The 24547-nt window shown below is 70.2% G+C and carries 27 protein-coding genes and 2 tRNA genes; 18 read left to right on the top strand and 11 right to left on the bottom strand.

Annotated elements, in window-relative coordinates; genetic code table 11:
• Positions 1 to 1646, bottom strand: a 1646-nt coding sequence (locus tag ABD056_RS05390; protein WP_343865133.1) for a PAS domain S-box protein, incomplete at its 3' end; no start/stop codon positions are given.
• Between the two features lie 58 nt (positions 1647 to 1704).
• Positions 1705 to 2517, bottom strand: coding sequence for a hemerythrin domain-containing protein (locus tag ABD056_RS05385; RefSeq protein WP_343865131.1), 813 nt, complete (start codon positions 2515 to 2517; stop codon positions 1705 to 1707).
• A 216-nt stretch (positions 2518 to 2733) separates the two neighbouring features.
• Here ABD056_RS05385 and ABD056_RS05380 point away from each other — a divergent pair, with 216 nt between their 5' ends.
• On the top strand, positions 2734 to 2934 hold the full coding sequence (locus tag ABD056_RS05380; protein ID WP_343865129.1) for a hypothetical protein: 201 nt from the start codon (positions 2734 to 2736) through the stop codon (positions 2932 to 2934).
• Positions 2935 to 3134: 200 nt separating this feature from the next.
• Here the strand turns inward: ABD056_RS05380 and ABD056_RS05375 are convergent, their stop codons facing one another.
• Complete coding sequence (locus ABD056_RS05375; protein ID WP_343865127.1) at positions 3135 to 3299, bottom strand: hypothetical protein; 165 nt, start codon at positions 3297 to 3299, stop codon at positions 3135 to 3137.
• 119 nt (positions 3300 to 3418) lie between these two features.
• Entirely contained in the window at positions 3419 to 3640 is a 222-nt protein-coding gene (locus tag ABD056_RS05370; protein WP_343865125.1) for a hypothetical protein, read from the bottom strand.
• A 424-nt stretch (positions 3641 to 4064) separates the two neighbouring features.
• Between ABD056_RS05370 and ABD056_RS05365 the strand changes: the two genes are divergently transcribed.
• From ABD056_RS05365 to ABD056_RS05355, 3 genes are all read left to right on the top strand, one after another.
• Positions 4065 to 4141: transfer RNA gene (locus tag ABD056_RS05365), tRNA-Asp, on the top strand.
• 36 nt (positions 4142 to 4177) lie between these two features.
• A tRNA-Asp gene (locus ABD056_RS05360) sits at positions 4178 to 4254 on the top strand.
• 135 nt (positions 4255 to 4389) lie between these two features.
• Positions 4390 to 7467, top strand: a complete 3078-nt coding sequence (locus ABD056_RS05355; protein ID WP_343865123.1) for an ABC transporter substrate-binding protein — start codon at positions 4390 to 4392, stop codon at positions 7465 to 7467.
• A gap of 6 nt (positions 7468 to 7473) precedes the next feature.
• Here the strand turns inward: ABD056_RS05355 and ABD056_RS05350 are convergent, their stop codons facing one another.
• Positions 7474 to 8385, bottom strand: a complete 912-nt coding sequence (locus ABD056_RS05350; protein WP_343865121.1) for a LysR family transcriptional regulator — start codon at positions 8383 to 8385, stop codon at positions 7474 to 7476.
• A gap of 173 nt (positions 8386 to 8558) precedes the next feature.
• Here ABD056_RS05350 and ABD056_RS05345 point away from each other — a divergent pair, with 173 nt between their 5' ends.
• From ABD056_RS05345 to ABD056_RS05320, 6 genes are all read left to right on the top strand, one after another.
• Positions 8559 to 9413, top strand: coding sequence for a dimethylarginine dimethylaminohydrolase family protein (locus ABD056_RS05345; protein WP_425545008.1), 855 nt, complete (start codon positions 8559 to 8561; stop codon positions 9411 to 9413).
• 23 nt (positions 9414 to 9436) lie between these two features.
• Positions 9437 to 10633 (top strand): aminotransferase, encoded by a 1197-nt coding sequence (locus ABD056_RS05340; protein WP_343865117.1) that lies wholly within the window; start codon positions 9437 to 9439, stop codon positions 10631 to 10633.
• Between the two features lie 48 nt (positions 10634 to 10681).
• Positions 10682 to 11782: an ABC transporter substrate-binding protein gene (locus tag ABD056_RS05335; RefSeq protein ID WP_343865114.1), complete on the top strand. Its 1101-nt coding sequence runs from the start codon at positions 10682 to 10684 to the stop codon at positions 11780 to 11782.
• A gap of 104 nt (positions 11783 to 11886) precedes the next feature.
• Complete coding sequence (locus ABD056_RS05330; protein WP_343865111.1) at positions 11887 to 12951, top strand: ABC transporter ATP-binding protein; 1065 nt, start codon at positions 11887 to 11889, stop codon at positions 12949 to 12951.
• Positions 12948 to 13802 carry an ABC transporter permease gene (locus ABD056_RS05325; RefSeq protein WP_343865109.1) on the top strand — a complete coding sequence of 285 codons (855 nt, stop codon included), beginning with the start codon at positions 12948 to 12950 and terminating at the stop codon, positions 13800 to 13802. Before ABD056_RS05330 ends, ABD056_RS05325 begins: the two co-directional genes overlap by 4 nt.
• Complete coding sequence (locus tag ABD056_RS05320; RefSeq protein WP_343865107.1) at positions 13799 to 14611, top strand: ABC transporter permease; 813 nt, start codon at positions 13799 to 13801, stop codon at positions 14609 to 14611. The genes ABD056_RS05325 and ABD056_RS05320 overlap by 4 nt, the downstream gene beginning before the upstream one ends.
• A gap of 33 nt (positions 14612 to 14644) precedes the next feature.
• Here ABD056_RS05320 and ABD056_RS05315 read toward each other — a convergent pair whose 3' ends face one another.
• From ABD056_RS05315 to rplM, 5 genes are all read right to left on the bottom strand, one after another.
• Complete coding sequence (locus ABD056_RS05315; protein WP_343865105.1) at positions 14645 to 15157, bottom strand: nucleoside deaminase; 513 nt, start codon at positions 15155 to 15157, stop codon at positions 14645 to 14647.
• 3 nt (positions 15158 to 15160) lie between these two features.
• Positions 15161 to 15715 carry a gamma carbonic anhydrase family protein gene (locus ABD056_RS05310; protein ID WP_343865103.1) on the bottom strand — a complete coding sequence of 185 codons (555 nt, stop codon included), beginning with the start codon at positions 15713 to 15715 and terminating at the stop codon, positions 15161 to 15163.
• 23 nt (positions 15716 to 15738) lie between these two features.
• Positions 15739 to 16782, bottom strand: a complete 1044-nt coding sequence (argC, locus tag ABD056_RS05305; RefSeq protein ID WP_343865101.1) for an N-acetyl-gamma-glutamyl-phosphate reductase — start codon at positions 16780 to 16782, stop codon at positions 15739 to 15741.
• 109 nt (positions 16783 to 16891) lie between these two features.
• On the bottom strand, positions 16892 to 17368 hold the full coding sequence (gene rpsI / locus ABD056_RS05300) for a 30S ribosomal protein S9 (RefSeq protein ID WP_343865099.1): 477 nt from the start codon (positions 17366 to 17368) through the stop codon (positions 16892 to 16894).
• Between the two features lie 3 nt (positions 17369 to 17371).
• Complete coding sequence (gene rplM, locus ABD056_RS05295) at positions 17372 to 17836, bottom strand: 50S ribosomal protein L13 (RefSeq protein WP_343865097.1); 465 nt, start codon at positions 17834 to 17836, stop codon at positions 17372 to 17374.
• 751 nt (positions 17837 to 18587) lie between these two features.
• Here rplM and ABD056_RS05290 point away from each other — a divergent pair.
• The 7 genes from ABD056_RS05290 to ABD056_RS05260 all read left to right on the top strand — a co-directional run bounded on the left by ABD056_RS05290 (position 18588) and on the right by ABD056_RS05260 (position 23043).
• Positions 18588 to 20273: a methyl-accepting chemotaxis protein gene (locus ABD056_RS05290; protein ID WP_343865095.1), complete on the top strand. Its 1686-nt coding sequence runs from the start codon at positions 18588 to 18590 to the stop codon at positions 20271 to 20273.
• A 62-nt stretch (positions 20274 to 20335) separates the two neighbouring features.
• Positions 20336 to 20512: a hypothetical protein gene (locus tag ABD056_RS05285; RefSeq protein ID WP_343865093.1), complete on the top strand. Its 177-nt coding sequence runs from the start codon at positions 20336 to 20338 to the stop codon at positions 20510 to 20512.
• Positions 20513 to 20537: 25 nt separating this feature from the next.
• On the top strand, positions 20538 to 20753 hold the full coding sequence (locus ABD056_RS05280) for a hypothetical protein (RefSeq protein ID WP_343865091.1): 216 nt from the start codon (positions 20538 to 20540) through the stop codon (positions 20751 to 20753).
• Positions 20750 to 21100 (top strand): hypothetical protein, encoded by a 351-nt coding sequence (locus tag ABD056_RS05275; RefSeq protein ID WP_343865089.1) that lies wholly within the window; start codon positions 20750 to 20752, stop codon positions 21098 to 21100. Before ABD056_RS05280 ends, ABD056_RS05275 begins: the two co-directional genes overlap by 4 nt.
• Before the next feature lie 47 nt (positions 21101 to 21147).
• A complete protein-coding gene (locus ABD056_RS05270) occupies positions 21148 to 21450 on the top strand; it encodes a hypothetical protein (protein ID WP_343865086.1) in 303 nt (100 codons plus the stop codon).
• A 138-nt stretch (positions 21451 to 21588) separates the two neighbouring features.
• Positions 21589 to 22200 carry a hypothetical protein gene (locus ABD056_RS05265; RefSeq protein ID WP_343865084.1) on the top strand — a complete coding sequence of 204 codons (612 nt, stop codon included), beginning with the start codon at positions 21589 to 21591 and terminating at the stop codon, positions 22198 to 22200.
• Between the two features lie 135 nt (positions 22201 to 22335).
• The gene (locus ABD056_RS05260; RefSeq protein ID WP_343865082.1) at positions 22336 to 23043 is read left to right on the top strand and encodes a peptidoglycan-binding domain-containing protein; all 708 of its coding nucleotides are present in this window, start codon (positions 22336 to 22338) and stop codon (positions 23041 to 23043) included.
• Positions 23044 to 23128: 85 nt separating this feature from the next.
• On the opposite strand, the gene ABD056_RS05255 is transcribed toward ABD056_RS05260, so the two are convergent.
• The gene (locus ABD056_RS05255) at positions 23129 to 23596 is read right to left on the bottom strand and encodes a PaaI family thioesterase (protein ID WP_343865081.1); all 468 of its coding nucleotides are present in this window, start codon (positions 23594 to 23596) and stop codon (positions 23129 to 23131) included.
• 134 nt (positions 23597 to 23730) lie between these two features.
• Between ABD056_RS05255 and ABD056_RS05250 the strand changes: the two genes are divergently transcribed.
• Positions 23731 to 24537, top strand: coding sequence for an enoyl-CoA hydratase (locus ABD056_RS05250; protein WP_343865079.1), 807 nt, complete (start codon positions 23731 to 23733; stop codon positions 24535 to 24537).
• Positions 24538 to 24547 lie beyond the last annotated feature (10 nt).

The following is a 24547-nucleotide window of genomic DNA, read 5'->3' as shown; positions in this document are numbered from 1 at the left end:
CTCCCCCAGCCCGGCTCCACCCCCCCGCCGGCGGCCGGTTGGGCGGCGGCGATGGCGCCCGCCACATGGCGCAGCACCGCCGCCACGTCGCCCTGCTCCACCAGCGGCTCCGGCACCTCCCACAGGTCGCGGAAGCGGCGGTTGCACGACCGCAGGCCGCCGCCGGCATCGGCCACCAGCAGACCGTCGGGCGAGGCTTCCTGCTGGATGCGCAGCAGGCTGTTCTGGAAGGCGATGGCACGTTCGCGGGCCCGCTGCTCGGTCAGGTCCTGGATGACGCCGACCAGCAGCGGCTCCTGGGTGCCCACCCGCGGCTTCAGGCTGAGGGTCACCATGGCCTCGACGCTGCTGCCGTCGTGGCGCAGGTAGCGCTTTTCATAGGACACGCCGGTGGGCCCCAGCGCCTCCATGCGGCTGACCCGGTACATGGTGCCGAGGCGGTCGTCGGGGTGGGTCAGGTCTTCGATGTTGCGGCCGTTGAGGCCGCCGGGCGGGAAGCCGAGCAGGCGGTCGAAGCCGGTGTTGGCGAAGCGGATGGTGCCGTCGCGCGCCACCAGCGACAGGCCGATGCCGACGTTGTTGAGGATGGAGCGGAACAGCATCTCGCGTTCCGCCAGATCGCGCGCCGCCCGTTCCTCCGCCCGCAGGCGGCGCATCACCATGGGGTAGAGCGCCAGCAGCACCAGGATCATCAGGCCGCCGAAGGCCCACGGCAGCTTCATCGCCTCCAGCGCCGCGCCGCGGATGTCGGCGGTGGAATAGGCGGCGGTGACCGCCAGCGGCAGGTTGCCGACGCGGGCGAAGGAGACGATGCGGCTCTGGGCGTCGCTGACCGAGTTCACCCGCACCATGCCGGCATCGGCACCGCGGCGGATCTCGGCGAACACCGGCGTATCGGCGATGGAGCGGCCGACCATGCCGGGCAGCGCCGGATAGCGCGCCAGCACCACGCCATCGGCGCGGATCAGCCCGACGGCGCCGTCGTGGCCGAGCACCTGATGGCTGAACACGTCGGCCAGGTCGCCGCCGGAGATGGTGAGGGCGGCAACGCCGAGGTGGCGGCCGTCGGCGGCGCGGATCGGCCGCCCGACCAGCATGGCGGAGCCGGTGGCGAAGGTGCGGTCGAGCGGGTCGCCGATCATCAGCCCCTCGGGCGCATCCACCGCCCGCGCCTGCAGCGACGCCAGGGCCTGTTCCATCGCCGGCGGCGGCACGCGGGACGCGAAGCCACGGCTGCCATCGGCGTTGAGCACCCACAGGTCGAGAATCCACGAGGCCGACGCCGACAGCGCCGCCAGGTCGGTGTCGGCGCCACGGCCGCCCAGTTCCGGCACGTCGGCGGCCACCTGGGCGGCGACCAGCCGCAGCACCACGTCGGCGCCTTCGAACTGGCGCAGCACGTGCTGCTTGAGGATGAGGGAACTGTCGGACACCGCCCGTTCGGCGGTGCGGCGGGCGGTCGCCAGTTCGGTGGCGGCGGACAGGCTGAGGGCGCCCAGGATCACCGCCAGAACCACCCCCCACAGGATGCGGAAACGGCGCTGGTTGCGCTGACCGGGCAGCGGATCGCCGCCGCCCGGCGCGGCATCAGGGTCCGGCTCGCCAGCGGGGCCGGTGGGTAAGGAAGGCTGTTGGTCGACGGTCACGCGCGTGCTCCCCCTCCGCCGCCAGTTGCCTGGGCCGCGCCGGCAGAACGGGCGGGGGTCAGGCGACCAGCAGCTTGCCCATATCCTGAAGGGAAGCCGGTCCGGCGGCAACCATTCGCTTGTGCGACAAATGGGATATCTGCACCGCCTCGCCGCCGGCCGCCTGCCGCAGGCCGCGCATGACGCGGTCGCGCAGGCCGCTGCCGTCGGGCAGCAGGCGGGTGACGCCGGGTTCCATGGCGACGGCGGCGACGCTCTGGCGCGCCTGCGGGCCCATCAGGCGCAGGTCGAGACAGTCGGCGACCACGCGGTCGTCCTGCCGCACCACCTGCAGCGCCCCCTGCATGAAGGGCGACAGCGGCAGGCCGGTGGCCGCCACATGGCTGATCTCCGCCCGGTGGTGCGGGGCGTGCTCCGACGCGCGGCCGTAGGTCGGCTGGTCGGTGTTGCCGATGTGGCGCAGCACCAGGGCATAGAAGGCCGCCACCGCCTGATAGTACTCCTCGCCCGCCAGATCGCCGGCGACGTAGGGCACCAGCACGGCATCGCGCCAGTGGTCGAGGAACCGGCGGTGCTGACGGGCGTGGTCGGCCACCAGGTCGGCGTCGATCAGGCCGCGGGCGACGCCCCAGGCCATGCCTTCCTCCTCGTCGAGGAAGTGGACCCACAGGTAGAGGGTGGCGACATCGGTGAGGATGCGGCTGCGGCGGGGGCAGTTCTCGCGCACCGCACGCAGCAGATGGCGGAACAGGATCACCAGCATGGCGTGCTGGATGTCGTTGTACCAATGATCGGTGCGCAGATGCTCCGGCACCTGCAAAATGGCTTCCAGCGCCCGGCCGTCGGCCGCTTGCTCCACCTCTGCGATCATTGGCCGCGTCCTTCCCCTATTTTGGTTTGCGGGCTCATGTCCCGGCCAGAGTTGTAACAGAGGGGGTTTTCCGCTGCGGGCGCGAAGTGGTCGGTCGGGTCGATGAAAACGGATATACAGAACCGTGACAGCCGCTATACTTTGGGTGATCGCGGTTCCGCAGCCGCTACATGCGGATACGGGGCACAAGGAAGGCAACAGCAAGGTCGTGGGAAAATGAAGAAGCTCAGTGTGGAGGTCGGCCAGCGGTTCCGGGAACGTACCTCCTGGGCCGCCGAGTGGGAGGTGGAGTTCATCTACAGCGACGGCGCCCGCATCCCCCATGCCCGCCTGCGCAGCATCCGCAGCCCGGTGGATGCCCGCACGCTGGCCATCGAGGCGCTGCTCGACCGCAACCGGTTCGAACGGGTGGCATGACGGCGCCCGCGTCCGGCCACAGCCAGACATGCAGAACGGCCGCGCTGACAGCAGCGCGGCCGTTCTGAGTCTTTGCGGACCTGAGTCTGTTCCGACCTGAGTCTCTGCGGGCGTAGCGGCCGGCTAATGACTCGCGGCCGCCCTTCCCTTACGGATGGCAGCGGCGGGCGGCGGCGCGGCCCGTCATCGGTCGGGACGGGTCAGTCGCGACGGCGGCCGCGCGGGCGGTTGCGGGCCCGCACCGGCACGGGACGCGGCTGCGGCGCCAGGGCCTTTGCAGCGGCCACGGCGATGGCGATGGCCGCTGCCGCAGCAGCAATGGCCGCCGCCACCGGATCAAGGAAGAACGTGGTCACGCTGGTCATGGGGCTGGCTCCCGTCCATCGCGTCTGTCCTGTTCAAGAGGTGATCCTGAACGGACGCCGCGTCAAGATGCTCTTTCATGGTCTGCGGAAATAGACGCGGCGGCGGAGCCTTCAAGGGGTCAGGCGCTGCGGTTCTGATCGCGGGCGATGAAGCGCATCATCCAGCCGCCCAGCAGCGCCAGCGACACCACGCCGAAGCCGATCAGCACGGCGACGGTGCCGGTGGTCTCGAAGCCGAACATGCTGCCGGAGGTGCCCTTCACCATCAGGTTGGACACGATGATCCACACCAGCGCAGGGGCGGCCATGAACGCCACGAGGACAAGCGGAAGGAAGCGCATGACAGTCTCCGGATCTTCTTGTGGGAATGATGCCGCCCCGGGTTCTGTTGCAGCGCGGTGGCGGGCGCGCATCACCTAGCGCCCGGCGGCCCGGTTTTCAAGGCCCGCTGTCGACAATCGACAACCGGGAGCGTCGAAACATGGCGCGGCGCAAAAAGAAAGCCGGACGGGGGGACCGTCCGGCTCAAGGTTTGGGAGACTGTGGCGGAGCCGGCGGGAACCGGTCCGTCGCATAAGGATGCTGCAACACCCCGATCTCACCAGCAGGGCGGCGGAAATGCATTGACAATTCGCAGCCGCCGAACCATTTTCTGCCTCCCTTTCGGGGCTGGTCGGCGGTTGACGCGGACCGTTGCAAAAAGATGCAACAAAGGCCTTGCAAGGGGGCGAGGGCCGGGTTATAAGGCCGCCCTCACCGGGGAATGCGGGTGTAGCTCAGTTGGTTAGAGTGCCGGCCTGTCACGCCGGAGGTCGCGGGTTCGAGCCCCGTCACTCGCGCCATCCCCGAGACGAGACGAGTACCGAGTGTTCTGGATTGCGGGTGTAGCTCAGTTGGTTAGAGTGCCGGCCTGTCACGCCGGAGGTCGCGGGTTCGAGCCCCGTCACTCGCGCCACCAGAACCGCTTCGAAAAAAGACCGGCCAGCGTGCCGGTCTTTTTCGTTTCCGCCTTTTCGGTACCTTTGTACGTCCACCTTGGCGCCGCGTCATGCTAATGTTTCCCGGTAGTTCCGCTGCCGGAGTCCGCATCGTGCCGAAGCCTGCCCCGTCGCGCGCCCGCAGGGTGATCGTCGCGACCCTGTGCATGCTCCCGCTGGTGCTGCTGGCGGCTCTCACCGCGGCGCCGGCATCGGCGGCGGACAAGGTCGTCCTGCAGCTGCGGTGGTCGCCCTCCTTCCAGTTCGCCGGCTATTACGCCGCCCTGTGGCAGGGCTACTACGCCGAGGCCGGGCTGGACGTGGAGCTGCGCTCCGGCCTTGATGCCGAAGGCCGGCCGCTGGCGGTGCCCGAGGAAGTGCAGAGCGGCCGCGCCCACTTCGGCGTCAGCGGCGCCGACATCCTGGTCGCCGACGACCGGGGCGAAGACCTGGTGGTCATCGGCAGTTTCTTCCAGCACAGCGGCGTCGCCCTGTTCATGCGCGACTCCGAAGACCTGCGCACCCTGGGCGATGCCCTGAAGAAGGACATCCTGCGCCGCCCCGGCGACCTGACCGACGTGTCCCTGATGGCCATGGCAGTGGCCGCCGGCTTCGAGCCGCCGGAGGTCCACTTGACCGGCAGCTCGCGCGATTTCTTCGCCGGCCGCGGCGACGGCTATGTCGGCTACGTCATCTCCACCCCCTATCACTTTGCGGAACAGGGGGTGAAGGCGCGCATGTTCCGGCCGCTCGATTACGGCGTCGACTTCTACGGCGACAGCCTGTTCGCGACGCGGGATCTGGTGCGCTCCTCGCCCGAGATGGCAGAGGCCATGCTGCGCGCCACCCGCCGCGGCTGGGAATACGCCCTGCGCAACCCCGACGAAATCGTCGCCCGGCTGTCGGAGATGGACCAGGGCATCACCTTCCTGAAGGACAACTGGGGCCTCAACCGCTTCATGGTGGAGCCGGTGCGCAAGCTGACCGCCTGGCCCATGGTGGAACTGGGGCACGTCAACCCCGACCGGTGGGAGCGCATGCACGCCACGCTTGCCCGCTTCGGCATGGTCAGCGGCACCTTCAACCCCGATACCTTCCTGTTCAACTCGGTCCGCATGGAGGCGGAGGAGGCACGGCGCACCTACCGCCTGCTCGGCCTGGTCGCGGCGGTGCTGGCGGCGGGGCTGGCGGTGGCCGGCTTCGGCGTCTGGGCGCTGCGGCGCATGGTCATCATCCGCACCCAGGCCCTGCTGGAAAGCGAGCAGAGCCTGCGCCGCTTCATCAGCGCGGTGAAGGACTACGCCATCGTGCTGCTGGACCAGGATGGCCGCGTCGTCAGCTGGAACGACGGCGCCACCCGCCTGTTCGGCTGGCGCCAGACGGAGATCATCGGCCAGTCCTTCGCCGTCTTCCACACCACCACCGCCCGCGCCAACGGCGAGCCGGAAGCGGAGATGATCCAGGCCAGCCACGACGGCACCACGCCGCTGGACCGCTGGCAGCTGCGCAAGGACGGCAGCCAGTTCCAGGGCGAGGGCGTGCTCGCCGCCCTGACCGCCGCCGATGGCCGCCTGCGCGGCTTCCTGATGGTGGTGCGCGACGTCACCCGCCGGCGGCAGGCGGAAGACCGCATCCGCTTCCAGGCCCACCTGCTGAACGAGGTGCGCACAGCCATCGTCGCCACCGACACCGGCGGCGCCATCACCTACATCAACCGCCGGGCGGAGGAGACCTTCGGCCTGTCGGCGCGGGAGGCCATCGGCCTGCCGCTGGCCGCCCTCGACCTGTTCCCGCCGGACGTGCTGGGTGCCGACCCCGACCGCACCGGCGACCTGGACGTCACCCTGAAGCGCCGCGACGGCTCCCCCCTGCCGGCGCTGGTAACCGTGTCGCGGCTGCCGCGCGGCAGCGGCGAGCGGCCGCCGGGGCTCATCTATTCCGCCTTCGACCAGACCGAGCGCCGCCGCATGGAAGGCATGCTGCGCCAGGCCGGCAAGATGGCGGTGCTGGGCGAGATGTCGGCCAGCCTGATCCACGAGATCAGCCAGCCCATGAACATCATCCGCCTGATCGCCGAAAGCGCCGTGATGGCGCTGGATCGCGCGCCCGCCGATGCCGACCCGCAGGACTTGCGCCGCCTGCTCGGCGGCAAGTTCAGCGACATCGTGCAGCAGGCGGAACGGCTGGTCGACACCTTCGACTACATCCAGGCCTTCTCCCGCCGCGACAGCGGGCCGAAGGAGCCGTTCCGGGTGCAGACCGCCATCGCCCAGGTGGCGGCGCTGTTCGAGCAGCAGGCGGCCAAGGACGGCCTGACGCTGGAACTGGACCTGGCGCCGGATGCGGAACAGGCCATCGTCATCGGCCACCGCAACCAGCTGGACCAGGTGCTGCTGAACCTGCTGCGCAACGCCATGCAGGCGCTGCTGACCAACCCGCAGCGGCCGCGCCGCCCGCCCTTCGGCACCATCCGCCTGTGCACCGCCATCGCCAACCGCGGCACTCACCGCGAGCTGCGGCTGGTGGTGGAGGACAGCGGCCCCGGCATCGCAGCCGACGCCATCGACCGCATCTTCGAGCCCTTCTTCACCACCAAGCCGGCCGGCGAAGGCACCGGCCTCGGCCTGTCCATCTGCCTGGACATCGTCCACGACATGGGCGGCGACATGGGGGCCGGCAACCGGCCGGAGGGCGGCGCCCGCTTCACCATCTTCCTGCCGCTGGCCGACCCGGCGACCCTGCGCGGCGCCCCGCCGCCGGCCGCCGCACCGGCCCCCGCCCTGCCCGCCGGCGACGGCGCCCGCCTGCTGGTGGTCGACGACGAGGTGCTGGCGGCCGAGGTGATCGCCGATTCGCTGCGCGAGGAAGGCTATGCCGTCACCGTCGCCCACGACCTCAAGACCGCGCTGTCGCTGCTGGACGAGGTGCAGCCCGACGCGGTCATTACCGACCTGCACCTGCCCGACGGCCGCGGCGAGGAACTGATCACCCGCCTGGGCGAGGACTGGCCGCAGGTCTTCACCATCGTCATGACCGGCCAGCCGCTGTCGGAACGGCTGCACGTGGAGCACCAGCTGAGCGGCGTCGACGCCCTGCTCCGCAAGCCGGTGAGCATGCGCGAGGTCAAGACCCGCCTCGCCCACCTGCTGCACAGCGACGAACTGGCCGAGGAAGGCACCGGCGAGGACTGAGTCCGGTCACGCCGCGGCCGTGCGCTCGGCCAGCAGGTCGGCGACCATGGTGGCCAGCACCCGCGTCTCCCGCGCGCCGCGACGGGTGACCAGATCGAACGGCGCCGCATAGGCGGTGGCCTCCGGCAGCAGCGCCTTCAGCTGCCCCGCCACCACCCACGGCGCCGCATAGTGGGTGGGCAGGTAGCCGAGATAGCCGCCGGACAGGATGAGCATGGCCTGCGCCTCCATGTTCTGCACCGTCGCCGCCGCCGACGACAGCGGCAGGCCGATGCGCCGCAGGTCGTTCTGGTGCCAGTAGCCGCGGGCGACGATGCGGCAGGCCCGCACCGCCTCCACCGTCACCTCCGCCGCCGTGAACAGCGGGTGGCCGGCGCCGCAGTAGAAGTGCTGGCGCTCGGTATAGAGCGGCTCGTACTCCAGGCCGGAGACGCGGGTGGGGAAGCTGCCGATGGCGATGTCCAGGCTGCCGTCCAGCAGACGGCGTTCCAGATCCTGCGGCGCCTCGATCCCCACATGCAGATGCACCCGGTGCTCGCGGGCGCCGAACCGTCGCAGCGCCGGCAGCACCGGGCTGGCTGGATCGGTCACCGTGTTGTCCACCAGCCCGAGGCGCAGGTCGCCCACCAGCTGGCCGTGCAGCTGCGCCGCCTCGCTGCGGAAGGCCTCGGTGGCGGCCAGCAGGCGGCAGGCGGCCTCGTACACCAGCCGGCCCTTGTCGGTCAGGCGGAAGCCGATGCGGCCGCGCTGGCACAGCTTCACCCCCAGGCGCTGCTCCAGCGCGCTCATGTGGTTGGAGATGGTGGAGGCGGCGACGTTCAGGGTTGCCTGGGCGGCGGCGAAGCCCCCCGCCTCCACCACGGCGACGAAGACCCGCAGCAGGCGGATGTCCACCTCGTTGATCTGGCCGATGCCCACGTTGACCGACTCCCCCTGGCAGGCGTGCTTACGTTGAAGTTCATCAAACTGTAGTTTCCGGCTCCACTATTTTCTGCATCGACTGCCAATGCCAGCATCTTGAGCAGACGAACAACAGCGCCTGCGGATTGGGCACAGCCCGCCGCCGGATGCCGGAGGTGAAGGAGAGACAGGTGTCCTGGCAGGTGGATTCGGAAACCGGAGTGCTGCGCGACGTGCTGCTGTGCGCGCCGGACAACTACGCATGGCAGCCGACCAATACCATCGCCACCGCCACCCTGCATGGCGGCCGGCCCTATGACGCGCAGAAGGCCCAGGCGCAGTTCCGCGAGCTGGAGTCGGCGCTGCAGCAGGGCGGCGTCACCTGCCACTACCTGCGCCGGCTGGAAGAGCACCTGCCCTATCAGGTCTACACCCGCGATTCGAGCCAGGTGACCCCCTGGGGGCCGGTGATGACGCAGCTGTTCCGGCCGCAGCGGCGGGGCGAGTATGCCTCCATCCTCGACTTCTACGGCGCCGACTCGTTCTACCGCTTCTCCACCGCCGGCACCCTGGAAGGCGGCGACATCCACATCATCCGCCCCGGCCTGCTGCTGGTCGGGGCCTCCGGCGAGCGCACCAACACCGACGGCGCCCGCCAGTTCTGCGACTGGTTCGCGGCGGAAGGGTGGGAGACGCGGGTGCAGCCCTTCCCCGAGCACTTCCTGCACCTCGACGTGCTGTTCTGCATGGCCGCCGACGGGCTGGCGGTGGCCTGCCCCGACGTGCTGCCCGACGACCTGCTGGCGTGGCTGCAGGGGCACGGCATCCGCATCGTGCCGGCGTCCTACAAGGAGGTCATGCAGATGAGTTGCAACGTTCTGGCGCTGGGCAATGATACGGTGATCTCGCCGCGCCACTCCGCCGCCCTCAACGCCCGGCTGCGCGCCGAAGGCCTGACGGTGCTGGACCCGGAGCTGGACCTGTTCGCCGCCGGCGGCGGCAGCGTGCATTGCATGACCATGCCGCTGCGGCGCGACCCCCTCTGACACTGCCACCGGACCCCTGCCGCATGACCGTTCCGCCGCCTGCCGCCGCCCTGCCGCTCAACCCGCTGCTCGCCGCCGTGGCGCCGCCGCCCATCGCCGATGCGCAAGGCTGGGTGCGCGGCCTGCCGCCGGTGCCGGGGCGGCCGCTCATCGACCTGTGCCAGGCGGTGCCCGGCCATCCGCCGGCGGTGGAACTGGTGGAGCATCTGGCGGAACGGCTGCACGATCCCGCCGTCCACCGCTATACCGACATCCTCGGCCTGCCGGCCCTGCGCGAGGCGCTGGCGGCGGACATCGGCCGCCTCTACGGCGCCCGCCCGTCGCCCAGCCAGGTGGCCATCACCGCCGGCTGCAACCAGGCCTTCTGCGCCGCCATCCTCGCCCTCGCCCAGGCCGGCGACGAGGTGATCCTGCCGCAGCCGCATTACTTCAATCATAAAATGTGGCTGGATGCCCTGGGGATCGCGGCGGTGCCGCTGACCTTCCGCCCCGATGCCGGCGGCGTGCCGGACCCGGAGGAAGCCGCCGCCCGCATCGGCCCGCGCACCCGCGCCATCGTGCTGGTCACCCCCAACAACCCCACCGGCGCCGTCTACCCGCCGGAGGTGATCGCCCGGTTCTACGCCCTGGCGCAGCGCCACGGCATCGCCCTGATCCTGGACGAGACCTACCGCGACTTCCTGCCCGACGACAGCCGGCCGCACGCCCTGTTCGACGATCCGGCGTGGCCCGATACCCTGGTCCACCTCTACAGCTTCTCCAAGGTCTTCGCCATCACCGGCCACCGCGTCGGCGCCCTGGTGGCGGGGCCGCGGCTGATGGCGTCGGTGGAGAAGGCAGTCGACTGCATCGCCATCTGCGCCCCCCGCCTGGGGCAGGAGGCGGCGCTGTTCGGCCTCACCGCCCTGCGCGAGTGGGTGACCGGCAACACCCTGCTCATGCGCTCCCGCGCTGCCGCCTTCCGGCTGGCGGTGGAGGGGCTGCCCGACTGGCGGCTGGTCAGCATCGGCGCCTACTTCGCCTATGTCGAACACCCCTTCGCCGACCGCCCCGCCTATGCCGTCGCCAAGGCGCTGGCCGAGCGCCAGAGCCTGCTGACCCTGCCCGGCTCCATGTTCGGCGAAGGGCAGGACCTGTATCTCCGCCTCGCCTTCGCCAACGTTCCGGGCGAGTCCGCCGCCCCGGTCGCCGCCCGGCTGGCGGCCTTTGCCAGTGAATAAAACTATAACCTAATCAATAAGATACCGCCTGACAGGAGGCTCTTTCCGATGACCAAGTCAACCTATCGCTACAGCCCCAGCCGCCGCAGCGTGCTGAAGGTATCCGCCGCCGCCGCCGCGCTGGGCGTGGTCGGCCTGAAGGCGCCGGCCGTGCTGGCGCAGGACCGCTCGCTGAAGGTCGGCACCTACGGCGGCTATTTCGAGGAAAGCTTCCGCAAGCACATCTTCCCCGACTTCACCGCCGCCACCGGCATCGCCGTCGAAAGCGTGCCGGAGCCGACCGGCGAGGCCTGGCTGGTGCAGCTGGAGCAGTCGGCCAAGGCCGGCGTGGCACCGGCCGACGTCAACATGATGGCGCAGGTGCCCATGCTGCGCGGCATCCGGGGCGGCCTGTGGCAGACCTTCGACCTGGCGAAGATGCCCAACGCCGCCAAGGTGTTCGACGAGTTCCTCAACAAGACGCCGGACGGCGCCGTCGCCGGCGTGCCGGCGGTGGCGTGGTTCATCACCCTGGTGACCAATACCGACACCTACCCGCAGGCGCCGGACAGCTGGAACTTCCTGTGGGACCCGGCCAACGCCAACCGCCTCGGGCTGCTGGCGCTGGCGTCCAACTCCTTCCTCATCGACATCGCCGCCAAGCTGCACTTCGGCGGCCCCGACATCCTGGCCACCGACGAGGGCGTCCAGCAGGTCATCGACAAGATCGCCGAGCTGCGCCCCAACGTCGCCCTGTGGTACCGCGACGAGGGCCAGTTCCAGAACGCCCTGCAGAGCGGCGAGATTCCGGCCGGGCAGTACTACCACGACGTCACCGGACTGGCGGCCGCCGACGGCTTCCCCGTGCGCTCCACCTTCCCCAAGGAAGGCGGCGTCGCCGACCGCGGCTCGTGGGCCGTCACCACCGCCTGCAAGAAGGTGGAGGAAGCGCAGGTGTTCATCGACTACATGTGCCAGCCCGCGATCCAGGCGGTGCTGGCCCGCCAGGTGGGCACGGCGCCGGTGCTGCCGCGCGACCTGACCGACCTGACCGACGCCGAGTTCGCCGCCGTTTCCAGCGACATCCCGCCGATCATCCCGAACTACCAGCTCTACACCGACAAGGGCGACTGGGTGAACGAGCGCTGGACGGCGATGGTGGTCGGCTGAGCCGCCGCGCCGCGCCGCGCCGCGCTGCCGGTTACCCCCCTCCCCCGCCGCCCGCCCGCGCAGCCGGTGCGGCGGGGGACCGTTGCCTCCCGTTCGGACCAGCCATGCACGACCTTGTTCTGGAAGACGTCCGCAAGTCCTACGGCTCCGTCCTCGCCGTCACCGACGTCACCCTGCACATTCCCGCCGGCAAGCTGGTGTGCTTCCTCGGCCCCTCCGGCTGCGGCAAGACCACCCTGCTGCGCATGATCGCCGGGCTGGAGGCGCCCAGCGCCGGCCGCCTGCTGCTCGACGGTACCGACATCGCGCCGCTGCCGCCGGACCGGCGCGGCTTCGGTATGGTGTTCCAGAGCCTCGCCCTGTTCGACCACCTGACGGTCGGCGAGAACATAGCCTATGCCCTGCACATCCGGGGCGAGAGCCGCGACCGCCAGCGCGCCCGCGCCGAACAGCTGCTGGAGATGGTACGCCTGCCCGGCATCGCCGACCGCCACGTCAGCCAGCTGTCGGGCGGCCAGCGCCAGCGCGTCGCCATCGCCCGCGCGCTGGCCGTCGACCCCAAGCTGTTCCTGCTCGACGAGCCGCTGTCGGCGCTCGACGCCAAGCTGCGGGAGGCCATGCAGATCGAGCTGCGGCTGCTGCAGCAGCGCCTGAACGTCACCACCATCCTGGTCACCCACGACCAGCGCGAGGCCATGACCATGGCCGACCTGATCGTCGTCATGGGCGACCATCGGGTGCAGCAGGTCGGGCCGCCGTCGCAGATCTACCGCGAGCCCGCCAATACCTTCGTCGCCGACTTCATCGGCACCTCCAACCTGCTGCCGGTGACGGTGGAGGGCGGCGGCAGCGGCGCGGTGCGCTTCAACGGCGCGGCGGTCAGCGTCGGCGCCATCCCGGATGGGCTCACCGGCGCCGCCACCCTGCTGGTACGGCCGGAGGAACTGCACGTCCTGCCCGAGGCCGCCGCAGCCGCCGGCGGTCCCAACCGCCTGCCGGCCACCGTCACCTTCGTGCGCGACGTCGGCGGCACGGTGGAGGTGCATGTGGACTGCCACGGCCACGCCCTCATCGCCGAAAGCCTGCGCAAGGACGCCCCCGCCGTCGCCGCCGGCGATGCCGTGACGGTGGAACTGCCGCCCGCCGCCTGCCGGGTGCTCGCCGCATGAGCCTGCACCAGCATCCGCGCGGCCTGCGCCAGCACCTGCCCATGGCGATCCCCGCCGTGGTGCTGACGGTGTTCTTCCTGGTGCCGTTCGGCATCATGGTCGCCTACAGCTTCTATCACCGCGTCTCCGGCGGCTTCTACGAACCGGCGTTCGAGCTGGACAACTACGCCCGCTTCCTGACGCCGCTGTTCCTCGGCGTGCTCGGCTTCTCGCTGTGGCTGTGCGGGCTGGCGGCGGTGCTGTGTACGGCGGCGGCGGTGCCGTTCACCTGGTTCCTGTCCCGCTTCAGCCCGCGCGGCCAGACCCTGTGGCTGGTGTTCATCCTGTCGGTGCTGTCGCTGTCGGAGGTGATCATCGGCTTTGCGTGGTCGACGCTGCTGTCGCGCTCGGCCGGCATATCCAACCTGTTCGTGGCCCTTGGCCTGATCGACCAGCCGACCGCCTATTCGCCCAGCTTCCTCGCCCTGCTGCTCGGCATGTGCTTCATCACCTTCCCCTACACGGTGCTGGTGCTGTACCCGAGCGTCACCCGCCTCGACCCCGAGGTGACGGAGGCCGCCCGCACCCTGGGGGCGACGCCGCTGCGCACCTTCTTCACGGTGGTGGTGCCGTCGCTGCGGCCGGCCATCGTCGCGACGCTGGTGCTGGTGTTCGTGTTCACGCTCGGCGTCTACGTCCTGCCGCAGCTGCTCGGCCAGCCGCAGCACTGGACGCTGTCGGTGTTCATCACCGATCAGGCGGTGTACCAGTCCAACATTCCCTTCGCGGCCGCCGTGGCGGTGTTCCTGATGCTGGTGAGCCTCGCCCTCATCGGCCTCACCCTGCTGGCCGGAGGAGGCCGCCGGTCATGACCGATGCCCGCACCCGCGCCTTCCGCGCCGTCTACATGGGCCTGCTGGCGCTGTTCCTGGCGGCGCCGGTGGTGGTGGTGGCCGGCGTCAGCCTGAACGAGGGCCGCCGCCTGTCCTTCCCGCCGCAGGGCCTGTCCGGCCGCTGGTACATCGAGCTGTTCACCGACCCGACGTGGCTGAACGCGCTGAAGAACAGCGTCATCGTCGCCTGCGGCGCCGCCGTGCTGTCGGTCGCCATCGCGCTGCCGCTGGCGTGGTTCCTGTGGCGCTACCGCGTGCGCTACGCCCGCGGGCTGTTCCTGCTGGGGGTGGCGCCGTTCATGCTGCCGCCGGTGATCACAGCGCTTGGCTTCCTGATCTTCTGGAACACGGTCGGGCTCTACGGCCAGATGTGGGCCACCATCGTCAGCCACGGCATCTTCTTCGTCACCCTGCCGCTGGTGAACATCTCCCTCGGCCTCAACAGCCTGTCGTCGGAGCAGGTGGAGGCGGCCCGCACCCTCGGCGCCGACGAGCGCACCATCTTCCGCACCATCATCCTGCCGACGGTGGCGCCCTATGTGCTGGCGGGGCTGGCCTTCGTCTTCGTGCTGAGCCTGAACGAGTACATCGTCGCCTACATGGTGGCCGGCTTCACGGTGGAGACGCTGCCCATCAAGATCTTCAACAGCCTGCGCTACGGCTACACGCCGGTGATGGCGGTGGTTGCGGTGCTGTTCGTGGCGGTGGCGGCGGTGATTTTCGGCCTCACCGCCCGCAAGGGCCGGCTGCTGCGCCTGCTCGGCTCCGCCCGGCCGGAGCGGCGGTAGGACGACGGGGAGCCCGGCAAGGGCGCGGGGCCGTCAGTACGGCACCCGCCCCTCCAGGGCCATGTACTGCTCGAACACCTTGCGGCTTTCCTCGCCCATCAGGCGGCCGAACGGCAGTTCGCGTTCGCCCATGGGCAGCGGCAGTTCGCGGTAGAGGAAGGCGTCGTCGAAGCCGGCGACGGCGGCGTCGTGGCGGTCGGCGGCGTAGAACACCTTTTCCACATGCGCCCAGTAGAGCGCCGCCAGGCACATGGGGCACGGCTCGCAACTGGTGTAGGCGACGCAGCCTTCCAGGTGGAAGCGGCCGAGCGCCTGCGCCGCCCGGCGGATGGCGACCACCTCGGCATGGGCGGTGGGGTCGCAGCCGGTCACCACTTCGTTGTGGCCCTCGCCGACGATCACCCCGTCCTTGACGATGACGCAACCGAAGGGACCGCCGGCACCGGCCCGCATGCCCTCCGCCGCCAGGTCGATGGCGCGCTGCATGAAGCGGCGGTGGTCGGCGGCCGCGTCATCCTTGCCCGAGGGCGGGTAGGGAGCTGCCATGGCTCAGCCCCCCGCCAGCATCTCGCGGTACTGGCGGCCCATGTTGGCGTAATGGGCGGTGCCCTTGGGCAGGCTTTCCAGTTCCTCGGGCGTCAGGTCGCGGATGTAGCGGGCGGGCGTACCGGCCCACAGCTGGCCCGCCTTCACCACCTTGCCGGGGCTGACCAGGGCGCCGGCCGCCACCATGGCGCCGCCTTCCACCACGGCGCCGTCCATCACCGTGGCGCCCATGCCGACGAAGCTGCCGCTTTCCAGGCGGCAGCCGTGGATGACCGCCATGTGGCCGACCAGCACGTCGTCGCCGATCACCGTCTCGTGCTTCTGGCGGGTGACGTGGATGACGCTGCCGTCCTGGATGTTGGAGCGGGCGCCGATGCGGATGGAATTCACGTCGCCGCGGACGGTGACGTTGAACCAGATGCTGCTGTCGGCGCCGATCTCCACGTCGCCGATGATGCAGGCGGTGGGGGCGACGAAGACGCTGTCAGCGATCTTCGGCCACACGCCCTGCCAGGGCAGGATGACAGGCTTCTGCACGGAAACGACGGGGGTGGTCATGGCGGCGGGACTCCCTGGCGGGCTTACGGGAACATGGGCTGCTGCAGCAGCGCCGTGGTTTCCTCGAAGCCGAGCATCACGTTCATGTTCTGCACCGCCTGGCCGGAGGCGCCCTTGACCAGATTGTCCTCGACGCAGGTGAGGATGGCGCGGCCCGGCAGGCGGTCGTCGAAGGCGTTCATCAGCACGAAGTTGGAGCCGCGCACGTGCCGCGTCGCCGGCACCTGGCCCTCGCCCAGCACCCGCACGAAGGGCTCGCCGGCATAGCGCCGCGCCAGCGCCGCCCGCAGGTCGGCGGCGGTGGCGCCGGCGGCGCACTGTACGTAGATGGTCGCCAGGATGCCGCGCGCCATGGGCATCAGGTGCGGTGTGAAGTTCACCAGCACCGGCCGGCCGGCGGCGTCGGACAGGCCCTGCTCGATCTCCGGGGCGTGGCGGTGGCTGGCAATGCCATAGGCGTGAATGCCCTCGGTCACCTCGCTGTAGAGGGTGCCTTCCTTGGGCGCCCGGCCGGCGCCGGTGACGCCCGACTTGGCGTCGACGATGATGCCGTCGGCCTCGATCAGCCCTTCCTCGATCAGCGGGATCAGCGGCAGCTGGGCGGAGGTGGGATAGCAGCCGGGGTTGGCGACCACGCGGGCGGCGCGCACCTGCTCGCGGTACAGCTCGGTCAGGCCGTAGACGACTTCCTTCTGCAGCTCCGGCGCCTTGTGGGCGTGGCCGTACCAGGTGGCGTAGGCATCGACGTCGCGCAGGCGGAAGTCGGCCGACAGGTCGCACACCTTCACATGCGCCGGCAAGCCGGCGATGACATCCTGGGTGGTGCCATGCGGCAGGGCGCAGAACACGAAGTCGACGCCGGTCCAGTCCACCTGGTCGATGGCCACCAGATCGGGCAGCGCCACGCCGGCCAGATGCGGGAAGACATCGGCGAAGGGCTTGCCGGCGCGTCGGTCGGCGGTCAGCACCGTCATCTCGACGTGCGGATGCAGCGCCAGAATACGCACCAGTTCGGCGCCGGTGTAGCCGGAGGCGCCGAGGATCGCCACTTTGGTCTTCGCGCTCATGTCGTCGTGTGTCCCTGGAAGATGGAGTCGCGGGGAGGGCCAGTGAAAACGAAAGGGCGCCCTCCCGCAAGAGGGCGCCCTTCCGTAACGGGCGTATGATCCGCGGGGATCAGCGCTTCGAGAACTGGAAGCTGCGGCGGGCCTTGGCCTTGCCGTACTTCTTACGCTCGACGGCGCGCGGGTCGCGGGTCAGGAAGCCGGCGGCCTTCAGGGCCGGGCGCAGGGCCGGCTCGTAGGCGGTCAGGGCGCGCGACAGGCCGTGGCGCAGGGCGCCGGCCTGACCGGACAGACCACCACCGGAGACGGTGCACATCACGTCGAACTGGTTGGCGACGTTCGCCACCTGGAACGGCTGGTTGATGAGCATCTGCAGCACCGGGCGCGGGAAGTAGTTCGCCAGGTCGCGGCCGTTGACGATGATCTTGCCGGTGCCCGGCTTGACCCACACGCGGGCGACGGCGTCCTTGCGGCGACCGGTGCCGTAGGAACGGCCCAGTTCGTCACGCTTGGCTTCGTACTTCGGCGACTCGGCAACCGGAGAGTGGGCGCCCTTCAGGTCTTCGAGGGTGAGCTTTTCCTCGGCCATGGGTTAGGCGCTCCTCTTGTTCTTCGGGTTGCGGGCAGCGAAGTCCAGGACTTCCGGCTGCTGCGCTTCATGCGGGTGCTCGGCGCCGGCATAGACGCGGAGCTTCTTCAGCTGGGCACGGCCGAGCGGACCCCGGGGGATCATGCGCTCAACGGCCTTCTCGATCACCCGTTCCGGGTAACGGCCGCCAAGGATCTGACCCATGGTCCGTTCCTTGATGCCGCCGGGGTGGCCGGTGTGCCAGAAAAACTTCTTGTCGGTCATCTTCTTGCCGGTCAGCTTGACCTTCTCGGCATTGATGATGATGACGTTGTCGCCGACGTCGATGTGCGGCGTGTAGGTGGCCTTGGTCTTGCCACGCAGGATGTTCGCCACATGCGAGGCGAGGCGGCCCAGAACGACGCCCTCGGCGTCGATCAGGATCCACTTCTTTTCCACCTCGGCGGGCTTGGCCGAATAGGTCTTCATGGCACCATCTCGTTGTTAGCCTTCCGAGCCGGCGGCTGCGCCACCCCCCGGAAAACGACAGGGACCGCCCAAGGCGGCCCGACGAACTGAGGGTGTGGAATATGGCACGACAGCCGCCGATGTCAAACAGATTAAATCCAGCAAAAACAAGCACTTAGAAAAACGGTATCATTTTACCGTCGCTACAGGCCGCCCGGCGCCTGGGCTTGGCGCCTGTTCGGGCTTCCGCGGCTTCCGGTGGTGCCCGTTGCGCCATTCTGCCGTCTGTCGACTAATCCCTTCGTGGTATATGACCTGCCCGCCGCCGATGCGCTGCCGGCCGACCCCGTCGCGACTCCTTGCAATGCCGCAGGTTCTGCCGGGATTCCGCCGGCACGGCCACTTTTTGCACTGCACCACCTGCAGGTTGCCGCCGTCGGAGAAACGCCCGCGGGGCGGATCCTCTTCTACTTCTGATAAACCCCTTAGGGTAAGGGGGAGAGGGGGGAGGGAGAACGACCATCGGACGCCACCGCGCAGCGATTTCCTATGCCCTAAGAGCAGCTATTTCACCCGTCCACATTAACGCTACGGTTTTTGTGCGGCGCGAAAGTGCCCGCCCCACCGGCCGGTGCCCCCTACTCCCCCCTCACCCCAGGGGCACCGGCTGGTGCAACGGGCTCCGCCGCATCCGGGGGGAGACAGGCATTGAGCGACGCTCGTGCGGCGGCCCCATGGCCGCCTGCCACCGAGCCCCACCAGGAGACACTCCATGAGGCTTAAGGACGCTCCCGTTGCCGCCAAGATCTGGGGCCCGATCGGGCTTCTGTTCCTTTCTCTGCTGATCACCGTCGGCGTGGGTCTCCTGCACCTGCACCAGGCCATGAGCGAGGAGCGCGAGGCCAAGGTGCGGAGCATCGCCGAGGCGGCCCGCACCATCGCCGCCGAATACCACCGCCGCGCCGAGGCCGGCGAAATCCCGCAGCAGGAGGCGCAGGAACGCGCCAAGGCCGCGCTGCGCGCCATCCGCTTCGATGGCAGCGAGTACGTCTTCACCTATTCCGGCGCCGGCGTCGCCCTGGTCATGGGACCGCGCCCGGACCTGGAAGGCACCGACATGTCGGGCCAGAAGGACGCCACCGGCAAGCTGCTGCTGCGCGAACTCATCGGCGCCGCCCGCGCCGGCGGCGGCCACGTCGACTACCTGTGGCCGAAGCCCGGCAGCACCGAGCCGGTGGCCAAGGTTTCCTATGCCGTCATGTTCGACCCGTGGGACTGGATGATCGGCACCGGCCTGTATGTCGATGATCTGGAAGCGGAATTCTGGAGCAAGGCGATCACCAACGGCAGCGCCAGCCTGCTCTTCATCCTGCTGCTGAGCGGCGGCGTGTTCCTGGTTGTGCGCAGCATCACCCGCCCGCTGCAGGCCACCACCGGGGCGCTGGAACGGCTTGCCGCAGGCGATACCTCGGTCACCGTCGAGGCCGACGACCGCCGCGACGAGGTCGGCCGGCTGATCAAGGCGCTGGAAGTGTTCCGTCACAACGCCCAGGAACGGGCGCGCCTGGAAGAACAGCAGCGGCTGGCGGAGGAAAACGCCCGCAGCGAACGCCGCCGCATGATGCTGGAAATGGCCGACAGCTTCGAAGGCCAGGTCGGCACCATCCTGCGCGACGTGTCCGATACCGCCCACGCCATGGAAAACACCGCCCAGTCCATGCGGCAGGCGGCCGATCAGGCGGCGCACCAGTCCACCGCCGTGGCGGCGGCGGCCGAGGAATCGTCGGCCAGCGTCGAGACCGTGGCCTCGGCGGCGGAGGAACTGTCGGCGGCCATCTCGGAAATCCAGCGGCAGATCAACGACGTCTCCGGCGTGGTCACCGACGTCACCCGCGACGCCCAGAACGGCGACCAGATGGTCCACAAGCTGTCCGACGCCGCCGGCCGCATCAGCGAGGTGGTGCGCCTGATCGACGACATCGCCAGCCAGACCAACCTGCTCGCCCTCAATGCCACCATCGAGGCCGCCCGCGCCGGCGAGGCCGGCAAGGGGTTCGCGGTGGTCGCCAACGAGGTCAAGGCGCTCGCCACCCAGACCTCCCGCGCCACCGGCGAGATTGCCGAGCAGATCACCGCCGTGCAGGAGGAAACCAACGTCACCGTCGCCGCCATCCAGCACATCGGCAGCAAGATCAGCAGCCTTGCCGCCGTCACCGAGGCCATCGCGGCGGCCATCGAGCAGCAGAACGCGGCGACTCGGGAAATCGCCCGCAACGTCCAGCAGGCGTCGGCCGGCACCACGGAAGTGTCGCGCAGCATCGACGGCGTCTCGCAGGCGGCCGAGGAAACCGACCGCGCCGCCCAGAGCGTCGAGGAGGCGGCCCACGTGGTGGCCACCCGCGCCGATGCCCTGGCGGACCAGATCCGCGACATGCTCGGCCAGATCCGCGCCGCCTGACCGCACCTGCATTGCCGCCGCCGGAGCCCCTGCCCCGGCGGCCCACGGGAAAGGACGACGCCATGACATGCGCCTTGCCCGACGACCAGGAAAAGCTCTGCCACGACCTTGAACTGTGCGCCGAAGGCGTGCTGGCGGAGCCTGACAGCTACAGCAGCGATACGGTCGACTATGCCCGCCGATGCCTGCAATGCATCCGGCGTCTGCTGACGGACTCAGCCGACGCGGGCGACAGCTGACCCAAGAAACGGGGAGACTGCCAAGATGTTCGCAACCGACCACACCACCCTTCTACGCGGCCTGCGCATCGCCCTGCACGGGATCGTGAAGACCCACCTGCAGACCACCCGGCCGCACCTGCGGCTGCCCGACCTCCTGCAGACGGCGGACGCCCCGGCGGCATTCCGGGCGCCGCGCCCTACCGGCTGGAGGTCCACGCCGACGACCGGCGGCCGCGGCCGATCCTGGTGGTGGGCATGACCGCCCCCGGCGGCGCCCCCGCCGGCAGCCGGCCGCGCCCCGCGGCGCTCATGCCGCCCGACCTCGGCATGCCGGGGGTGATGGAGGTCTGCCTGATCCAGGTGGCGCCGTGGCAGGCAACGGTGTGGCGCCGCGACGCCTCGCCGTGGGATCTGCGGCGCACCTGGACCGCCGCCCACCCCGCCGGCGACGACAGCGGCGACGATCCCGACCGGCCTCACCCCTGCTGGCAGCGCGAGCAGGTGGACAGCGACCAGGACCTGGTCCTGACCAGCATCGACTTCAGCATTCCCCTCACCCGCCTCATCCACATCGCCGGACTGACCGGCGCCTGGCAACCGGCCTGACCGGGCCGCACGCCAGTACCCCGTTTCACCACACGGAGGACTTTCCGATGGGCGATCTTGTGCACTTCCGTCATCCCGACGTCAGCACCCTTACCGCCAACTGCATGGCCATCCGCTCCAACATGGCGGTGGTGACCGATCACCTGCAGCTGGTTGTGGAGGCCCTGCGCGCCGCCGAACAGGCGGTGGCCGACGCCCTGGAGGAAGCGGCCGACCGCCGTGTCCTGCGGCAGCGGGCCGAACACGCCCTCGACTCCGGCGACATCGCCCTGATGGAGGAAGTGCGGGCCGAGCTTGACCTCAGCGTCAAGGCGCGCCTGCGCCTGCGAGCTGCCGCCGCACTCTCCTGATCCCCCCGGCAGGACCCGTGACGGCGGCCCGTCGGGGCCGGGCGGATTGACCCCGCTGCCCGGCTCCCGACGGCCTTCCTTGACGCCCCGCTCCCGGCGGTCATACTGAACTGCAATGACTGACGCAGGGGCATAACGATGGTCGTCTCCCTCTCCTCCCACATGCCGGGCGGCTTCGCGCAGCTGGCGCGCGGCAAGGCCGCCGCCTCGCCCGCCGCCGGCGCCGCCAGCGATGCTCCCGCCCCTGCCGCCCCCACCGTCGGCGAGACCGAAACCTCCCTGCGGTCCCTGCGGGAGGAGTTCCTCTCCCGCCGCCTGCAGACGGCAGAGAAGATCGTCGAGGCCATGCGGCCCTTCCACAGTCTGATCACCACGCCGGCCACCGCCCGCCCGCTGGCCGCCACCCTCGGCCACGTCGCCCGCGAGATCGAGTCGGTGGTGCGCGACATGGGCCGCGAACTGGACCGCCGCTCGCCGCCCGGCCGCATCGCCGCCGCCGGCACCGAACCCTCGGCGGAGGCCTTCAAGCCGCTGGCCGCCCTGTCGCAACAGGCGGAGCGCACCATGACCGCCGCCAGCCGCCTGCTGCGCAGCGCCGCCGCCGTGTCCGATCCCGACTCGCTCGGCCGCGGCACCGTGCAGTCGGTGGCGGCGGAGACGTCGCGCACCCTGTTGCGCGGCTGGGAGGAGCTGAAAGGCTTCCGCACCCGCCTCGCCGCCGCCCAGGGGCGCACCAACCTGATCGCCTGACGCCGCACCGGCGACAATTGGCACCATCGACCCGCTGCCTCGAAAGACCGCGCGGGCCTCCGATCGTTCGGGCATCCTTCGTCGCCTGGGGGTCGTTTGACGGGCATCTCCAAGCCAATCAGGAGGAAATGTCCGATGAAACACATCAGCTTTGCCGCCGCCCTCGCCGCCGCCACCGCCCTGAGCGGCGCCGCAATGGCCCAGACCGCCAACACCGAAACCGGCGCCGGCGCCACCGGTGGCACCGGGGTCCATTCCGGCACCACGGCCGGCACCGGCACCGCCGGCAGCACCACCATGGGCAACACCGGCGATACCGGCACCGCGGGTACGGCGGGCACGGCCGGCGCCACCGGCACCACCACCGGCACCATGGGCGGCCAGGCGGCCGGCCTGTCCGGCGACAACCTGAGCGAGGACGAAATCCGCCGCCTGCAGCAGGCGCTGCGGGACTCCGGCCAGGACCTGGAAGTGGACGGCGTGTGGGGTGACAACACCGCCCAGGCGCTGCGCAGCTATCAGGAGCAGAACAACCTGACCGGCTCGGGCGAGCTTGACCAGCAGACCCTGGCGCGCCTGGGCGTCAACATCGACCCGCAGCAGGCCCAGACTCCGGGCATGGGCACGGGCACCGGTGACAGCGACGTGCAGCGCTCGCCCGACATGGGCACCGGCACCACCGGCGGCACCACCGGCACCGGCGGCGGCGCGACCGGCGGCGCCACGGGCGACACCAACACCCTCGGCACCGGCGGCACCACCGGCGGCGCGACGGGTGGCACCACGGGCGGTGCGACCGGCGGCGGTGCGGCCGGCGGCACCACCGGCGGCAGCGCCAACTAAGGCAGCATCCTCGCAGCCTGAGCCTGCGGCCGGCGCCCCTGGCGCCGGCCGTTGCGCTGCGCGGGGGCCGTCAGTCCGTTCCCGGTCAGCCCGGCTGCGCCGCCCCGGTCAGTTGCGCCACCGTCGGCGCGCGATCCTGCGGCGGGATGGAGTAGGTGCCGGTCACATGGGCGACCATGTCGGCCTCGCCCTCGGAATAAAGATCGACCTCCACCACCGCCAGCCGCTTGCCGGCCTTCAGGATGCGGCCCTCGGCGATCATGTCGCGCTGGCCCGGCTTGCGCAGGAAGTTGATGTTGAGGTTGGTGGTGACCGCCAGGTCCACCGGCCCGATCAGCGACAGCACCACCACGTACATGGCCAGATCGGCCAGCGCCATCATCGCCGGCCCCGCCACCGTGCCGCCGGGGCGGATGAGATCGGGCTTGAAGCGCATGCGCACCCGGCAGGTGCCGGCCGCCACGTCCTCCACCTGCATGCCGAGGATGTCCACCAGCGGCAGTTCGGCATCAAGAATGGCCTGGATTTCGGCGATGGTGATCTTGGCGGTCATGGGCCGCGGCCTCCCCTGGCGTCGGATTTTTGTTCAGCATGGGGGATGCCTTACGCTTACGTCAACGGCAAGTGCCGCTTGCAGCCGCCGGCGCGGGCCGTCACCATGGCGAAAACACGATGGAGACGCCCGCCATGACCGCTGCCGCCGCCGCCACCACTTCCGACGCCCCCATCCTGCTGCGCGACGATGCCGACGGCATCGCCACCCTGACGCTGAACCGGCCGCAGGCGCGCAATGCCCTGTCGGTGGGGCTGATGGCGGCGCTGCAGGAGGAACTGGACCGCATCCGCGACGACGCCACGGTGAAGGTAGTGGTCATCGCTGCCAACGGCCCGGCCTTCTGCGCCGGCCACGACCTCAAGGAAGTGCGCGGCAATCCGGGGCGCGAGGCCTATGAAGCGCTGTTCGAGCAGTGCTCGCGCCTGATGATGTCGGTGGTGACCCTGCCGAAGCCGGTGATCGCCTGCGTCCACGCCATGGCGACCGCCGCCGGCTGCCAGCTGGTGGCCAGCTGCGACCTCGCCTATGCCGCCGAGGATGCGAAGTTCGCGACGCCCGGCGTCAACATCGGCCTGTTCTGCTCCACCCCCATGGTGGCGCTGTCGCGCGCCGTCGGCCGCAAGGCGGCGATGGAGATGCTGCTGTCCGGCCGCCCCATCACCGCCGCCGAGGCCAAGGCGGCGGGGTTGGTCAACGACGTGGTGCCGGCCGACCGGCTGGATGCGGCGGTGGCGGAGATGGCGCAGCTGATCGCCGGCAAGTCGCCGCTCACCCTCGCCATCGGCAAGGAAGCCTTCTACCGCCAGCTGGAAATGCCTCTGGCCGACGCCTACGCCTATGCCAGCGAGGTCATGACCCGCAACATGCTGGCCCGCGACGCGGAAGAAGGCATCGACGCCTTCCTCGCCAAACGCCCGCCGGTGTGGGAGGGGCGCTGACGCGCGCCGC

This window comes from Caenispirillum bisanense (genome assembly GCF_039523075.1).
In the GTDB taxonomy this organism is placed as follows: Bacteria; Pseudomonadota; Alphaproteobacteria; order Rhodospirillales; family Rhodospirillaceae; genus Caenispirillum; species Caenispirillum bisanense.
This window is presented reverse-complemented; position numbering and strand designations above follow the sequence as displayed.